General features: G+C 47.9%; 15 protein-coding genes. 4 read left to right on the top strand and 11 right to left on the bottom strand.

Annotation, left to right across the window (positions count from 1 at the left end; all coding sequences use genetic code 11):
- Window positions 1–230 (bottom strand): hypothetical protein (locus tag RM811_RS10770; RefSeq protein ID WP_402523906.1); only part of this gene is annotated, 230 nt, incomplete at its 3' end.
- Between RM811_RS10770 and RM811_RS10765 the strand changes: the two genes are divergently transcribed.
- Window positions 229–621 (top strand): hypothetical protein, encoded by a 393-nt coding sequence (locus RM811_RS10765; protein WP_402523903.1) that lies wholly within the window; start codon window positions 229–231, stop codon window positions 619–621. The two genes, RM811_RS10770 and RM811_RS10765, sit on opposite strands and share 2 nt — an antisense overlap.
- Window positions 622–807: 186 nt before the next feature.
- The gene (locus tag RM811_RS10760; protein ID WP_402523901.1) at window positions 808–1008 is read left to right on the top strand and encodes a DUF2835 family protein; all 201 of its coding nucleotides are present in this window, start codon (window positions 808–810) and stop codon (window positions 1006–1008) included.
- Here RM811_RS10760 and RM811_RS10755 read toward each other — a convergent pair.
- Entirely contained in the window at window positions 1001–1900 is a 900-nt protein-coding gene (locus RM811_RS10755; protein ID WP_402523900.1) for a LysR family transcriptional regulator, read from the bottom strand. The genes RM811_RS10760 and RM811_RS10755 overlap by 8 nt on opposite strands.
- Before the next feature lie 126 nt (window positions 1901–2026).
- Here RM811_RS10755 and RM811_RS10750 point away from each other — a divergent pair, with 126 nt between their 5' ends.
- Window positions 2027–2644: an FMN-dependent NADH-azoreductase gene (locus tag RM811_RS10750; protein WP_402523898.1), complete on the top strand. Its 618-nt coding sequence runs from the start codon at window positions 2027–2029 to the stop codon at window positions 2642–2644.
- 53 nt (window positions 2645–2697) lie between these two features.
- Here RM811_RS10750 and RM811_RS10745 read toward each other — a convergent pair whose 3' ends face one another.
- The 9 genes from RM811_RS10745 to rsmD form a co-directional block, all read right to left on the bottom strand.
- Window positions 2698–2946 (bottom strand): YfhL family 4Fe-4S dicluster ferredoxin, encoded by a 249-nt coding sequence (locus RM811_RS10745; protein WP_402523895.1) that lies wholly within the window; start codon window positions 2944–2946, stop codon window positions 2698–2700.
- Window positions 2947–3112: 166 nt separating this feature from the next.
- Complete coding sequence (gene coaD, locus RM811_RS10740; RefSeq protein WP_402523892.1) at window positions 3113–3595, bottom strand: pantetheine-phosphate adenylyltransferase; 483 nt, start codon at window positions 3593–3595, stop codon at window positions 3113–3115.
- A gap of 245 nt (window positions 3596–3840) precedes the next feature.
- Window positions 3841–4980 carry a DUF1810 domain-containing protein gene (locus tag RM811_RS10735; protein ID WP_402523890.1) on the bottom strand — a complete coding sequence of 380 codons (1140 nt, stop codon included), beginning with the start codon at window positions 4978–4980 and terminating at the stop codon, window positions 3841–3843.
- A gap of 237 nt (window positions 4981–5217) precedes the next feature.
- Window positions 5218–6684, bottom strand: a complete 1467-nt coding sequence (locus RM811_RS10730) for a PP2C family serine/threonine-protein phosphatase (RefSeq protein ID WP_402523887.1) — start codon at window positions 6682–6684, stop codon at window positions 5218–5220.
- Between the two features lie 174 nt (window positions 6685–6858).
- Window positions 6859–8331: a coniferyl aldehyde dehydrogenase gene (locus RM811_RS10725; protein WP_402523885.1), complete on the bottom strand. Its 1473-nt coding sequence runs from the start codon at window positions 8329–8331 to the stop codon at window positions 6859–6861.
- 121 nt (window positions 8332–8452) lie between these two features.
- Window positions 8453–9949 (bottom strand): PP2C family serine/threonine-protein phosphatase, encoded by a 1497-nt coding sequence (locus RM811_RS10720; RefSeq protein WP_402523882.1) that lies wholly within the window; start codon window positions 9947–9949, stop codon window positions 8453–8455.
- 167 nt (window positions 9950–10116) lie between these two features.
- A complete protein-coding gene (locus RM811_RS10715) occupies window positions 10117–11211 on the bottom strand; it encodes a malate dehydrogenase (RefSeq protein WP_402523879.1) in 1095 nt (364 codons plus the stop codon).
- A 337-nt stretch (window positions 11212–11548) separates the two neighbouring features.
- Window positions 11549–12202: a fused DSP-PTPase phosphatase/NAD kinase-like protein gene (locus RM811_RS10710; protein ID WP_402523876.1), complete on the bottom strand. Its 654-nt coding sequence runs from the start codon at window positions 12200–12202 to the stop codon at window positions 11549–11551.
- Window positions 12203–12270: 68 nt separating this feature from the next.
- Window positions 12271–12894: a 16S rRNA (guanine(966)-N(2))-methyltransferase RsmD gene (gene rsmD, locus RM811_RS10705; protein WP_402523873.1), complete on the bottom strand. Its 624-nt coding sequence runs from the start codon at window positions 12892–12894 to the stop codon at window positions 12271–12273.
- A gap of 366 nt (window positions 12895–13260) precedes the next feature.
- On the opposite strand from rsmD, the gene ftsY reads away from it, so the two are divergent.
- A partial coding sequence (gene ftsY / locus RM811_RS10700; RefSeq protein ID WP_402523870.1) for a signal recognition particle-docking protein FtsY occupies window positions 13261–14510 on the top strand: 1250 nt, incomplete at its 3' end.

The raw sequence follows: 14510 nt of genomic DNA, 5'->3' as shown, positions 1-14510 counted from the left end.
TTCAACCCTCCTCGCTCCCACGCTCTGCGTGGTAGCGCCAGAACCCAACCACAGACACGATTCCTGTGGTTGGCTATGCATTCCCACGCAGAGCGTGGGAACGAGGTTCCTGGTGGGTTTTGCGACAGCCTCCTGCGCGGGAAAGACTGAGGGCTGGTACTTTCTACAATGCCACTTCCCTGAGCCTGAGGATCCAGGGATTCTCTGGTCAGAGTGAGAGAAGAGATCATGACAAGCCTGAAAAGCATTTTTGTTTTTACTTTATTGTTGGCCTTCTGGCCCTTTATATACCTGTTTTCCAGTTATCTGGCACTGGGTGAAGTCGACCATCTGACGGTTCATGAACTCTATAATTTTGTTCCACTGGGAGTGATCAGTGGGTTGGCTGTCATTTTGCCTTTGTGGTCAAGACGTTATGCCCATTGTCTGTTCTGGGGGCTGGCAGGGTTTATCGTTGCGGCCCCGGTTGCTTATTTTGCCAGCCTCTATGGAGGGCTGGTTTTGGCGCCATGGCTGTCAGCGACCTTTCTGGGAAGTATACCGGTACTGATTTTTACGTTTATTGGCTACAAGGTGGGTGAAAAAGTTCAAAACTATGCCAATGGCTACTCCTTTGGTTGAGGCGTTTCGTTTGATTAACAGGCCGATGAACCTGCCAGAAAAGGATTTTTTTCATTATTAATCTTAATTTAGTGTTGTTCCATAACTCTTGTGAGAGAAGGTTGCTAAACTGAAAGTACCCTTCTTGTAACATTAATTTGAATAAGAAACACAAAGGTTTGAACGATGCATAAGGCGGTTTTTTCAGTGAAACTTAACTCCGATCAGGTGCTGGAATTCTACAAAGGAAAGAAGCATTCTGTGAGGATTCGCACCGATTCGGGGCAGACCCTGAGTATCCCCTACGATATTCTGCTGAAGTTTGTCACCAGGGAAGGAATTTACGGTCGTTTTGAAATCACGTATGGGGATGATGGCAAACTTCTGGATCTTGTTCGCCTCAGCTAACCTCCGTGTTACTAACCTTGCAGCATTCTTTGAGAATCGTCGCTAACTTCCGGGCTGCAGGTCCTGTCGTGTTCGTGTCAGGGAATGCCAGATAGAGTGGTACGTTGCGGCTGTTATCAGGTCTGACGTTCAATTTTTTAATAGTGCCTTCTTCAAGCTCTTGCTGGATATGGTGCGTTGGCAACCATGCAAATCCGAGCCCTTGTTTGACCAGCCTGATTGAAGAGCTGATGTGACTGACAGTCCATCGCTCTTCAGATCCAAGCCAGCCAGCATTAGCCTCTCTTTTGATCCCTGAATCACGTATGACAATTTGGCGGTATTGTTTAAGTTCGCTCTCGCTAATAGCACGGTCCATTTGAGCCAGAGGATGCTCAATGTGAGCAACAGGGGCAAAATTGATAGAGATTAAAGGCTCTCCGAGAAAACCCTGGGGCACGATACCGGTAATGACGATATCGGCTTTGCCACTGACCAGCATATCGGTTGTACCTGATAATACCGACTCTACAAGCTCAAGACGTGTATGCCTTGATACGGGTGAGAAAAGCTCTAATGCCTGAACTAACAATGAGTTGGGGAAGATAACATCAACGGCGAGGGTGAGTGTTCCCTCCCAGCCTTCAGACAGGCACACTGCCACTTTTTCCAATGCTTCTGCTTCTTTCAGAAGTGTTTTGGAGCGCCTGAGCATGACTTGACCCGCTTCGGTCAGTACTGCCTTTCTACCCTTTATTTCCAGCAGCTCAATGCCCAGTTGATGCTGGAGCTTATTGATTGCATAGCTGATGGTGGACTGGCTTTTGAAAATAGCTTCAGAAGCCTGGGCAAACCCACCATGTTCAACCACGGCCTGAAGCATACGCCACTGATCAAGAGTCGCTCGTGACATTGGGTAAAGTCCTATCTATCTAAAAAACCGATTGTTTTGTGCGGTATTTTGAACTTTTATTTCGGTAATTTCGATAGTAAATTGAATCTATAGGAAGAAAACAGACATTTAAAGAGGCGTGAAGCAATGGCTCAATTACTACAGATCAACAGTAGCCTGTTTGGTGAAAATGGACAGTCATCTCAATTAAGCCGGAAATTTGTCGAGCGTTTTTTGCAGGCAAATCCGGATACTCATCATACAGTGAGAGATTTGGCCGACCAGCCTGTTCCTCATCTGGATGCTGAAATCGTGATGGGTTTTGGTTTGTCTGATGAGCAGAGAAATGGAAGGCAGATTGAAATGACAGCGCTTTCTGACCAGTTAATTGAGGGAGTAAAGGTTGCTGATATTCTGGTTATTGGCTTGCCTATGTACAACTTCAGCCTGCCCTCGACTCTGAAATCCTGGTTTGATTTTATTGCCAGAGCCGGTGTCACGTTTAAATATACAGAACAGGGTCCTGTTGGTTTGCTGCAGGGTAAGAAAGCGTACATTATGGCTGCCCGTGGAGGGCTATACGCTGGTACCGAGTACGATACTCAAACGGCGATGGTTCAACACTTCCTTGGCTTTATCGGTATTACGGATGTTGAGTTTGTTTATGCAGAGGGGCTCAATATGGGTAACGATACTAAAGAGCAGGCAATCAATGATGCTGAGCTCAAAATAGACAGCCTGATGTCCGTAGTCCGTAGTCCGTAGTCCGAAAAAGCCGAGCCTGCTTGCGCTTTTGCGGACAACGGACCACGGCTTTGTCAAGCTGCGGTGATAATAAGATATTTTTCCATTAATGCTTCCTCAGTCTCCTCGCAGTCCGGATTTTTCGGAATGCAATCCACAGGACAAACCTGCTGACATTGAGGTTCATCGTAATGCCCAACACACTCTGTACAGAGCAGTGGATCAATCTCGTAAATCTCTTCCCCGGGTGCAATAGCACTGTTCGGACACTCGGGTTCGCAGACGTCGCAGTTAATGCAATCGTCAGTAATCATTAAAGCCATAGGTGACCGGTGACCTTTAGTGTTCAGCTCCCGCCTGCTCCTGCCTGATAGTATTCAAGTCTGGTTCAGGCGCTTGTCAAAAACGCATGACGAAGATTCGTCATCCTGAGGCATGAAAGATTTGGGCACTTTCTTTCACGACAAAAACGTACAGGCGGGCAGTATCTCAGTTTCTGTTGAATTTTTCAGTCAGTGCTTTCTGCACACAAGGTGAGACAAACTTGGAGATATCCCCACCCAGAAAGGCTATTTCCCGAACCAGAGTAGAGGAAATATAGGAAAACTGCTCAGCAGGTGTCAGGAAAAGGCTCTCTACCTTAGGGGCCAGTACCCGATTCATATTGGCCATCTGGAATTCGTATTCAAAGTCAGAAACGGCCCTCAGTCCTCTGAGGATTACATGGGCCTGTTGCTCTTCGACAAAGCTGGCCAGTAATGAGCTGAAGCCAGTCACCTGAACGTTCGGCAAGTGTGTCGTTGATTCTTCGGCAAGACTGACTCTTGTTTTCAGATCAAACAGAGGCTTTTTTTTGGGGCTATCTGCAACGGCGATAACAATAGTGTCAAACAGTCTGGCCGCTCTTTCAACAAGATCCATGTGGCCCTTGGTGATAGGGTCAAACGTACCAGGATAGATTACCTTGATCATTAAAGATGACTCTCCGGCCACAATTCCAGTGACAGATTTTATGGTATCAGTTACGCATTATGTATCCAGAAGCTTGCCTGGCAAAATCCCGGATAAATTTCTGAAGGCAGGAACACCAATAGTCTGAAAACATGGCGACCCTTTCCCAGTAAAAGGGCATGTTAGCGAAATAGTCAAACGGGTTCAAATAATCAGATGTCAGCAATTCTTGTTATAAGGAGTGAGGCGCCGGCTGGGGGGCTTGCTTATCCCGCTCCATAAGGGCGGTTGGACTGCTGAGGTTGCCAGTTTGAGAGAACCTGAAGGGTTTTCTGGTGTAGCTGGCCTTGGTAGAAGTTCTGCAGAATTTGTTGGAAGATGGGGTTCCCACTACGCACCTTAGAAAATAATGTGGCACAGGCATGAAGTTTCAGAGAGTCTGTCTTACCCATCGCCCCACCACCCAGGATATCTTCAATTGATTTCTTTCCTGCATGCTGGTTCACCGCATCACAGCATGTCAGTAATCTGTTCTGTAGTGTTTGGTCAGACCAATACGCCTGAGCCTCGTGAAGGCTCTTGATTTCAAATTTCTGGCTTTGCGTGCTGGGATGTGGTGATAATCCTGCCACTTGAGGGAAAATAAACCAGCTCCAATGACCTTTCTTCTTGCCGTTTTGCAATTCACTAAGTGCTTGCTCGTAAATACTCTTGTTATTGGAGGATGTGTCGATTTTGTTTTGCGCATCAAGAAAACGCGTGAGATTTGCTGGCACCAGGCTAGCGGCTGATAATACCGGAACGGGTGAACCAGTTGTTGAATTGGCAACGATAACAGGAGAAGACCCGCTTTTTAGCTGCGGTTGCGGTTGCGGTTGCAATTGCGGTTGCGGTTGCGGTTGCAATTGCGGTTGCGGTTGCAATTGCGGTTGGATGAGCCCGGGAGCAATGGGCTGGGTATTCTGATGGATTACATTAGCTGGGTTTGTTGCCGGTTTTTTATTGGTATCATTTGGTGTCGCTCCGTTCGGCGTAATAGAACCGTCTTTCGCAGGGCAACCCGGAGCTATTTTATGGGACGAATTGACCTCTGATGAGGCAGTCTTCAAATTTCCACTATTAGCATTTACAGCACCGGGAGTCCTGGTGTTGGCAGAAGGGGAGGTCAGACATCGATATATATACTTGCAGGGAGTTACGATTAAATAAATAAGGAAGTCAGCCAGAGACTTGATGGTATACACAATCGCCCTGCCTATCTTACCGATAACGTTAGCTACAGCGGATACACTTCGGTTTAACCAACTGGCATTTTGATTGGTTTTCAGTCGCTCGTGCGGTTGGGCAGGGTTATCTGCTGATATTGCATTCCCCCCTGATGTATTGAGCGTTGCCGGAACTGCCATCACTTATACTCCTGCTTTTATGTTTAAGTGCTTACCCATATGCTTTCGTAGATGATTTCCTTCTGCGTATATAAGTCTCTCTGTACCCAAAGTATTTTCTAACGACGATATAATTCTCATGAAGTCTCTGGAACCAGTCGGTGCCTTCAGGGCTGGATAATCCGATCTGGCCATCTGACTGTAGCACTGGTGGCAAAGCATTAAACTAACTGCCTGGTTAGTAATATTGGCCATGGGTTAACCTGTGGGTGCTAATGCCGGGAGTACGGTCACCATGACAGACATATTGTCCATTGATCCAGCCTGATAAGCCTTGGCTAATGGCCTGGCTGCAGCTACGTGGACAGGATTGCCTTGGTTGAGCTGACGATCCACTGTACGGGCAATATCAGCAGAGAATGCAACCTCTGAAATACCGTCACACATCTGAATAAGCTTTCCTCCTGTACTTTCATGGGCGGGTATTTTGACCACTTTACCTCTTGCGCTGATGGCTCCGTTTAGAGAATGGTCTCCCAGGGACCTCGCAACGGCCAGATTTCCGTTTACCCTTGGTACCCCTCTGACGTCTAATACTTCGCCTCCTCTTTTTTCAATAGAGTGTTTGTATCTAGGGTCATCAGGCTCGGCATCTTCACTGACCTGTCTGACTCGCCCCCTGTTATCAATCAGGATTGCCCTGGAATCCCCCAGGTTAACAATCCATAAATCACCATTTATCCGCAGGGCAACATTGGCTGTTGTTCCTGATTTATCAAGTTCGTAACGAAAGCTTTCAGCAGACTGTCCGGCGGGTATGAGAGGCGATTCAATATCCAGATCGACGAGAGCCAGTTTAAGTGCATTCCAGATACCATCATCGTGCAAACCGTTTGGATTCCATTCCTCAATCCGTCTTTTCAGGTGCCGTACCATATTTTGACTGGCATATTGTGACCAGCCACTTCCACCATGCCCATCAAAAATACCCGTGATATCAATATCAACAGGCAGGTTATTGATCATAACGGTAAACCGGCTGGCGATGTGTGCATCCTCCATCCTGTCTCTTGCTCCCTGAGCATAAGCAATACCGGTTTGAGTGCCAGGAATAGCCTCATAGTGAATGGTTGTTTTGTCGTCGCATGGATAAGTACGAGTTACTACTGCCTGTGCTTTGTCTGGCAGCAAAGCTATGCCGGGGGCTTGCTGATAATAGGCGGCAGCATTTGGATCCCCTTGAAATGCTTTTGGGTAGTGATTGAGTTGAGTTTCTGCTGCGTAGAGTTCTTTCTGCAGTTTTTCCTGAATTTTCTGTTGGTCAGTAACAATCTGGTATTCCAGGTCTTCTATATGTCTCGGTAAATACTGTGCTCTATTGAAAGGCCGTTGTGCATGGGGAAGATATTGTCGGGAAGGTTTAACACCCGGACTGATAGCTTTAGTATCTTCCGTTTTATTTGGTTCAGGAGCTGTGGTTTTTGTACTGGTAAACAGAGACGTCAGACCGTTAAAAATGTATTTGCAAGGTGTGGCAATCGCCCAAATTATAAAGTTAATCAATGATTTCACGGTGAATACCACAGCCCTGGCAATCTTGCAGACTACATCAACGACCACAGATACGGCACGTCCTAACCATCCAGGCTGCTTATGGGCTCCCGGAGTGGGGGATGGAAACGTTCCATTGATAGGCAATGAATCAAGACTGGCAACTTGTGGCATCAAATGTCTCCTTGCTATGAATTCCAATAACTGGGACTTTAGAGCTTATTTTGGTAGTAAAGTTCAAATGAACGGTAATGATGGCGTTTGAAAACAGTAATAAGAACGCTGTTTTGATGGAAAACAGCGTGGCTCCCAGTGCTTCAGGAGCCATAGCATCAAAGCTGAAAAGCCTTATTTTCCGCCGGAGAGAAACGCCAGCAGCTTTTTCTGCAGCCAACCGCCATAGGGCGGGTAGATCATCTTGGCACTGTTCAGCTTGCCTTTGGTTAACACTGCTTTAGCCTTGGAGAATGTCTGGAACCCTTCATAGCCATGATAGTGGCCCATTCCCGATGGGCCAACACCGCCAAAAGGCATATCTTCAACCGCCACATGGAACAGGCATTCATTGATGCAGACGCCACCGGAGTGGGTTTGGTCCAAGACTTTCTGCTGGTTACCGGCATCGGAACCAAAATAATAAAGCGCCAGGGGTCTGGGTCGTTGTTGAACAAACTGGATGGCTTCATCCAGGCTGTCAACGCCAATGATGGGGAGTAGTGGGCCAAAAATCTCTTCCTGCATCAGGGCCATGCTGTCTGATGGGTTTTCAATCAGGTGTATGGGGAGTCGACGGCTTCCGTCGTTAATCTCTTCGCTGCCCCCTCCCTGAATATCAGGAGTATGAATGGTTGCTCCCCGGGCTTTAGCATCTTCAAGCAGGTTTTGCAGCCGCTGATAGTGGCGATCATTGATTATCGACGTGTAATCATTATTACCATTGACCGTTGGGTACATTTTTCGAAAGGCTTTTAAGCAGTGTTCGATAAATGCCGCCTTTTGCTCATTCTTTACCAGAATGTAATCGGGGGCCACACAGGTTTGGCCAGCATTGAGGGATTTGGCGTAGCAGACTCTTTCTGCCGCTTCCTGAATGGGGAAATCATTATCCACAATAACCGGTGACTTACCGCCCAGTTCCAGGGTTACCGGGGTAAGGTGCTGGGCAGCGGCCCGCATGACATGATGGCCCACTGCCGTAGACCCGGTGAAGATCAGGTGATCAAAAGGCAGGCTGGTAAACTCGGTAGCCACATCGGCATCACCACACACGACGGTCACCAGGTCTGCAGGGAATGTCTGCTCAATAATACGGGCGACCAGCTCCGATGTTTTTGGTGTGAACTCGGACATTTTAATCATGGCCCGGTTACCCGCAGCAAGAATGGTCAGCAAAGGGCCAAGGGAAAGAAACAGTGGGTAGTTGAAGGGGACAACAATACCGACAACGCCCAATGGCTGGTAAACCACCTTTGCTGAAGCTGGCAACAGTTGAAGACTGAGCTTCCGCTTGCTGGGCTTCATCCACTTTTTCAGTCGTTTCAGGGTGTAGTGAATATTGCCAAGGTTGGGCATAAATTCTGCGAGTAGGGATTCACTCTTTGCCCGTCCCCCGAAGTCTTCATCCAATGCGGTAAGCAGTGCTTCTTTATTGGTCATTAACGCTTTCTCAAGTGCCTTCAGCCGGGCTACCCGTTCTTGATAGCTGGGGCTGGGGTCTTTCAGAAAGGCCTGACGCTGGCTGTTCAGAATGTTTTGGAGTGAAGGTGTGATGGTTTGAGTCACTGTCCGGTTTCCGGTAGCGATGGGGGTTGCAGCCATCATGGTTTTTTCCCTTTGCCCTGAATTTATTGTTTATTGTAATTGCTGATAGCCATTGTTTTTAGAGGAATTTCCATGATTAGTCAATTGGTACGGTTGAGCTAAGAATGATCAGCCATCGTCATCAGGAGAAAATTGACACTATGGCCGACAGGTTGTCTGTTGAACCGGCCTGATAAGCCCGGGCCACCAGATTTGCACTGGTTACTGCCAGAGAGTGATCTTGTGTCAACTCTGTGTGGACGGCTCGTGCTATGTCATTGGAACTGGCAGCATCGGTAATACCATCGCAGACCTGGATCAGTTTTTTTTCCTGTAATTTTCTAGCAGATACCTTGGTGATTTTGGGTCTTGAACTTACAGCACTGTCGTAGTGAGTATGATCTCCAAACGCTCTGGCTATGCGTAGCCCCCAAGCTTTACCGATGATCATGTTATCCTTTACAGTACCTTGTCTTTTCGTGATGGACCTTGTGTATTTTTGGTTGTCGGGTTTCGCATCTTCACTGAGCTGTGTTGCGCTGCCATGTTTATCCAGCAGTAGTGCCCTGGAATCACCAAGGTTAGAAATCCAGAGGTCACCATTAATAAGTAAAGCGACATTTGCGGTAGTACCGGATGCTGAAAAGTCTTTCCCTGCCATGTGATCCTGATCAGCAAAAGCAATTTTCAGTGCATTCCAGATGCCTGTATCGCATAAACCATTCTGGTTAAATTCCTCGAGCCGCCCTTTAAGAGGGTTGATGATATGTTTACTGACATATTTGGACCAATCTGAACTACCATGGCCGTCAAAAATACCGGTGATCCTGATAGTGTGTTCGAGACCTGCGACGGTAATGGTAAATTGGCTGGCAATATGGGCGTCTTCCATAGATGACCGTGCTCCTTGGCACGAGGCAATACCACAGGAAGGGACTGAAACGGTCTTATACTCAACGGTGGAAGTCCTGGGTTTTTTTGTATAAGCAATTTCAAAACTTCCTTCGCTACTATTCGTTACTTCTGGATACTCGCCGATATTTACAAAGAACTTGTCAGGTGTTTTTAAATGGAGTAAGCGGGGGTTGTCATGCTTTCTTTGAATATCTGCTGCTTGCCTGGCTTTTTTCAGCTTTTTTTGGATTGTCTGCTCATCGGTGACGATCCTGTATTCCAAATCTTCAATTTCGGAACTGTGCAATACCTCATAGGGTCTTACTTTCAGTGCAGCTACTTGTTGCCCTTTTCTCAAGGCACAAGTCTCCCGCATGGGTATGGTATGTATAATGTGTTTCTTAATAACGTTTGCAGGCATTAGTTTTTCTACAGGACTCTTACACGGTTTTTCAGTGGCTGGGATTTGCTTTGTACTAGCACTCTGTGCGGCATTGTTTTCATTACTTAATTCATGACCAGATGAAGTCATATATTTTCCTGCTTCCAGCCTACACGAGTCCTGGTTGTTGTCTAAAAAGCGAAGGGGCGTGTACTTAGTGGAAGGCTCACATTTAACACAGCAGAAATGGCCCAGTAGGCTGCGGAAAAAGCTATTACGGGTGGATGTTGGTTTTTTTTCTGGTTGATCACTCTGCAGATGAAGTGGTGTTTGGGTTGTGAGGGATGAGCTGATTTCTTTCATAACCCTGCCTCGAATGGTTGGTTATCTAACACTTGTGAGATTTATTCTAAGGTAGGACTGCTGAATCAAGAGAAAGTTTCATCTCTCAGGCTTTCGTAAGACATTTGACGGGTGAGATGAAGGGAAAGGCTGGCCTGTACAGTCCAGCCCGGATAAAGGATTGCTGCTTAGCAGATACGGTCAGCCTTGTAGTAGGCCTCTCCAGTATCGATACCGGTATCAAACTCAGTCTGCCCGCTACGGCTGGAAGTACTCAGCTCTTCTCGGGAAGCTGCCGTCTCTTTGGGGAGCAGGTGGTCAACAGCGGCTTTCTCTTCCAGCAGTTCCTGTTCAGTCTTCTTCATCATTGCCTGACCGTAGTCGTTAATGTGAAGGTGCTGGACAACCTGATAGCTGCCAAATTCACAAAGAACCGGGAATGAGTAGTAAATGCCTTTGGCAACATCGTAGCTGCCATCGGAAATGATACCCATGGAAACGATGCGGCCATCACTGCCCAGAGCCCAGTCGTGCATATGATCCAGAGCGGCCTGAGCGGCAGAGGCGGCACTGGACAGGCCACGCCATTCAATAATTTCAGCACCACGCTTCTGGATGCGAGGCGTATATTCTTCCTTGTACCACTTCTCATCGATCATATCGATGGCCGCTTCATCACCCAGTACCTGGGCATGATGCAGGTCAGGGTACATGGTGGGTGAGTGGTTACCCCATACGCATACACCTTCGATATCAGAAGGGTTTATGCCCAGCTTGTTACCCAGAATTCCCTGGGCACGGTTGTGGTCAAGACGAGTCATGGCACAGAACTGGGATGGCGCCAGGTCTGGAGCATTACGGGAAAGAATCAGACAGTTAGTGTTCGCCGGGTTGCCGACAACCAGAGCTTTAACATCGCGGTTGGCCACATCGTTCAGAGCCTTGCCCTGCTCGGCAAAGATAACGGCATTGGCTTGCAGAAGATCAGCACGTTCCATGCCTTTTGAGCGTGGGCGAGCGCCAACCAGCATGGCGTAGTGAATGCCACGGAAACCATCAAAAGGATTGTCGTGCAGGCTGATGCCGTGAACCAGTGGGAAGGCGCAGTCTTCCAGCTCCATGGCAACGCCACGAAGTTTGTCCATCGCCTGGGGAATCTCAACCAACTGCAGGATAACAGGCTGATCAGGTCCCAGCATTTCACCGGCAGCGATTTTGAACAGCAGAGAGTAGCTGATGTTGCCAGCTGCACCTGTGACCGCAATTCGTACGGGTTGTTTCATGGGAAACTGCTCCTTAGAGTTTTGAGGTTCATTCTTAGATTAGGAATATTACAGTGATCAGACGCACTGTTTATTTGATAGAGATCAGTCGCGCACAGATTACTGATATCATTGCGGTAAGTCCATATACCGGGTGGTGTTTATTGATGTTTTTCGTTTAACTCTGTGGGGCAATCACGGGACCGCTGGCATTCAATCTCCCTGTCCAGTGTGTGAGGATCGGAAGATAAGTAATTGTCCGGTAATAATTTCCCCGTTTTGTTCACCACAGAGTCACAGAGGTATAAAGCAAGGTTTTTCTCTGTGGTCTCTGTGACTCTGTGGTAAAAAAAGCAAGTTATTCTGGGGCAGATGCAAAAGCCTGTAGTACAGACTTAATGGTTTTGTCATTTGCCTTGAGGGATCCGCCAAGATACGCAAACTCCAGGAGCGCCTGGTCAGGGTCCCAGCCTTGAGAGAGGCGGTAAATGATTCCCAGTATGCCAGCACGCTGGGTGCCACCAACACAGTGGATATAGAACGGTGAAGGCAGCGAACTCATCATTTCAGCAATTTGCCTGAGTTGCTGTTTGCCAAGCTCTGCATTTTTGGTAAAGGACAGATCTACGGTATTAATGCCCTGGCTTGCCAGCCATTCACGCTCTTTATCCGCTGAAGTCATGGCGACTACGGTTTTGATGCCAAGCTTTGCAAGGCTCCGGGCTCCGTCAATGCTCTTCAGTTCACCGCCCCGGTAAAAATGCTCGTCATAACGTATCAGCCAGGCTTTAAGGCCGTCTTTTTCTCCGAGAATCTCATAGCGCTGATGATTTAATTCATCGGCTTCCGGTGGCAGGTCACCTCTGGAGCCCGATTCATAATCAGCGGCATTGACGTGATCGCGGTCACCGACCGCACCATTATCATGAGCAAGGGTGCTTTGGGAAAAGATGGTCAGTGTCAGGAAAAATAAGGGAATCATCAGGGTGTAGCGAAATCGGACATACTTCATCGTGCCAGCCTCAATCATTGTAATAAAGGGTGTTGATAAAGGTAGCACGCTATACCGTTGTTACTAATTTATCCGAAGCGTGTGAACAGACTGAAATTGACCTGTCCGGCGATTTTTCTTTTTTCCAGCTGCCAGTTTTCCGGAACGGGCAGTGGTACCAGTTCTTTTTCTACCTCAATATAGATTTGACTGTTTTCATGCAGGTAGCCGTTGCTTTCAAGTAGCAGGCATGCCGGCTCCAGCAGGTTCATCCGAAAAGGTGGATCCAGGAAAACAAGATCAAAGGTGGTTTCAGCGGGCTGGTTTAACCAATTGAGGCTGTCCGTTTCAATAACTCGTGCGCGTTCAGCTTTTAATAGAGCGAGGTTGCTCTTCAGAGTTCGTGCGGCAACCGGGCTCTTCTCCAGCAAAATGGCTGAGGATGCACCACGAGATAGTGCTTCCATGGAAAGTGCGCCGGTACCACTGAACGCATCCAGCACCTTTGCCCCCGGCGTTATCATTGCCAGCCAGTTAAAAACCGTTTCCCGTACCCGGTCTGATGTTGGGCGCAATCCGGGGACATTGGCAACGGGTAGCTTACGGCTTCTCCACTCCCCCGCAATAATCCGCAGCTGTCCACCGCCGGCATGTATTGAGCCGGTTTGAGGGCGGGGTTCTGAGTGCTTTTGGTTTCTTGATTTACGGGGCATTAACAGGCACCAGCTGAGTCGAGAAAAATTGGGGGCGTAAGGATACTCTTTTCATCGCTTCAGGTCATGACATAGACCAGAAAGATAAGAGCCAGCCCGCCGGTCGCCCAGAGTAGCAGTCGCTTATTATGGATCGGTTCATTCGGGTTCATCAGAGTTGGACTTTTTTACCAGATAAAGTTCATTTCGTGTCAGCCTGAATTAAGATAGGATATGCGATTATTCATAGCCTGCATGATTGATTGTTATTGTTTTTAAATTCGCTTTTTACGGTTCGCTTTTTATGAAGAGCGCTCCGGACCTGGTTTCAGGTATGGCGATCATCACGCTCATCAGGCTCTCCCACCAAGGTCATTGAAGTAGTCTATGTTCGGTTCGCGCAAAGACGGTGAGAAAAAAGCTAAACGCAGCTTTTGGCCCTGGGGTCGACGTACCCAGGATGAAGCTTCTGAAGAACAGGCTGAACAACAGGATGAACCTGTTGCTGTTGAGGCTGTTCCTTCCAAAGAACAACCTGCTCCGGAAGTGGTGACTGAAATTGTCGCTGAGACAAGTTTAGACACTCAATCTTCGGAGAATGAGACTTTATCACAGCCTCTGCAGGCTGAAGCCCCTTCCGTTGTGGCAGTTGAGCCTGAAGTTGCTGAAAATCTTAATGAGATTACTGCTCGTGAAGAAGCTGCTTCTGAAGAAACTGCACGTGAAGAAAAAAGTATTGTTGAGCCTGTAGCTCCATTAGCACAGGAAGAAGCGGAACCTTCTCCACAACCAGATATTCAGCCAGAGTCTCTGCCAGAGGAAAAACCTGAAGCAAAGACGGGCTTTTTTGCCCGGATGCGTCAGGGACTGAGCAAAACCCGGAGTGTGTTGGTTGAAGGTGTTGCAGAACTTTTCATCGGTAAAAAAGAAATCGATGATGATCTTCTGGATGAGCTGGAAACACAGTTGCTGGTAGCGGATGTTGGCGTTGAAGCGACCACAGGAATTATTGAAAAACTCACGAAGAAAGTGAAATACAAAGAGCTGGATGACGCTGATGCGCTGATGTCAGCACTGCAACACGAACTTGCAGTAATTCTGGAACCCGCTGACCAGCCTCTGGTAATACCGAAGCAGGATACCCCATTCGTTATTCTGGTTGTGGGTGTCAATGGTGTCGGTAAAACCACCACCATTGGCAAGCTGGCCCGTAAACTCCAGTCTGAAGGCCACAAGGTTATGCTTGCTGCTGGTGACACTTTCCGTGCCGCAGCCGTTGAGCAATTGCAGGTCTGGGGTGAGCGGAATGAGATTCCGGTGATTGCCCAGCAGACCGGTTCGGACAGCGCCTCGGTTATCTTTGATGCCTTTGAAGCTGCCAGGGCCCGTAATGTTGATGTGTTAATCGCTGATACCGCAGGTCGCCTCCATAATAAGGATTACCTGATGGAGGAGCTGAAAAAAGTCAAACGGGTTTTGGGTAAGCTGGACCCTGATGCTCCTCACGAAGTGTTGCTGGTGCTGGATGCTGGTACAGGTCAGAACGCCCTGAGCCAGGCTCGTCTATTTCATGAAACAGTTCAGCTGACCGGTCTGGCACTGACCAAACTGGACGGTACTGCGAAAGGCGGTGTTAT

Source organism: Endozoicomonas sp. (assembly GCF_031844845.1).
GTDB lineage: Bacteria > Pseudomonadota > Gammaproteobacteria > Pseudomonadales > Endozoicomonadaceae > Endozoicomonas.
Note: the sequence above shows the minus strand (reverse complement) of the source record. Positions and strands in the feature narration are given on the sequence as shown.

Coding starts and splice junctions, on each gene's coding strand:
- RM811_RS10715 (WP_402523879.1), bottom strand. CDS start 11,211: ATGAAACAACCCGTACGAATTGCGGTCACAGGTGCAGCTGGCAACATC.
- RM811_RS10755 (WP_402523900.1), bottom strand. CDS start 1,900: ATGTCACGAGCGACTCTTGATCAGTGGCGTATGCTTCAGGCCGTGGTT.
- RM811_RS10710 (WP_402523876.1), bottom strand. CDS start 12,202: ATGAAGTATGTCCGATTTCGCTACACCCTGATGATTCCCTTATTTTTC.
- rsmD (WP_402523873.1), bottom strand. CDS start 12,894: ATGCCCCGTAAATCAAGAAACCAAAAGCACTCAGAACCCCGCCCTCAA.
- coaD (WP_402523892.1), bottom strand. CDS start 3,595: ATGATCAAGGTAATCTATCCTGGTACGTTTGACCCTATCACCAAGGGC.
- RM811_RS10720 (WP_402523882.1), bottom strand. CDS start 9,949: ATGAAAGAAATCAGCTCATCCCTCACAACCCAAACACCACTTCATCTG.
- RM811_RS10765 (WP_402523903.1), top strand. CDS start 229: ATGACAAGCCTGAAAAGCATTTTTGTTTTTACTTTATTGTTGGCCTTC.
- RM811_RS10725 (WP_402523885.1), bottom strand. CDS start 8,331: ATGATGGCTGCAACCCCCATCGCTACCGGAAACCGGACAGTGACTCAA.
- RM811_RS10735 (WP_402523890.1), bottom strand. CDS start 4,980: ATGGCAGTTCCGGCAACGCTCAATACATCAGGGGGGAATGCAATATCA.
- RM811_RS10750 (WP_402523898.1), top strand. CDS start 2,027: ATGGCTCAATTACTACAGATCAACAGTAGCCTGTTTGGTGAAAATGGA.
- RM811_RS10745 (WP_402523895.1), bottom strand. CDS start 2,946: ATGGCTTTAATGATTACTGACGATTGCATTAACTGCGACGTCTGCGAA.
- RM811_RS10730 (WP_402523887.1), bottom strand. CDS start 6,684: ATGCCACAAGTTGCCAGTCTTGATTCATTGCCTATCAATGGAACGTTT.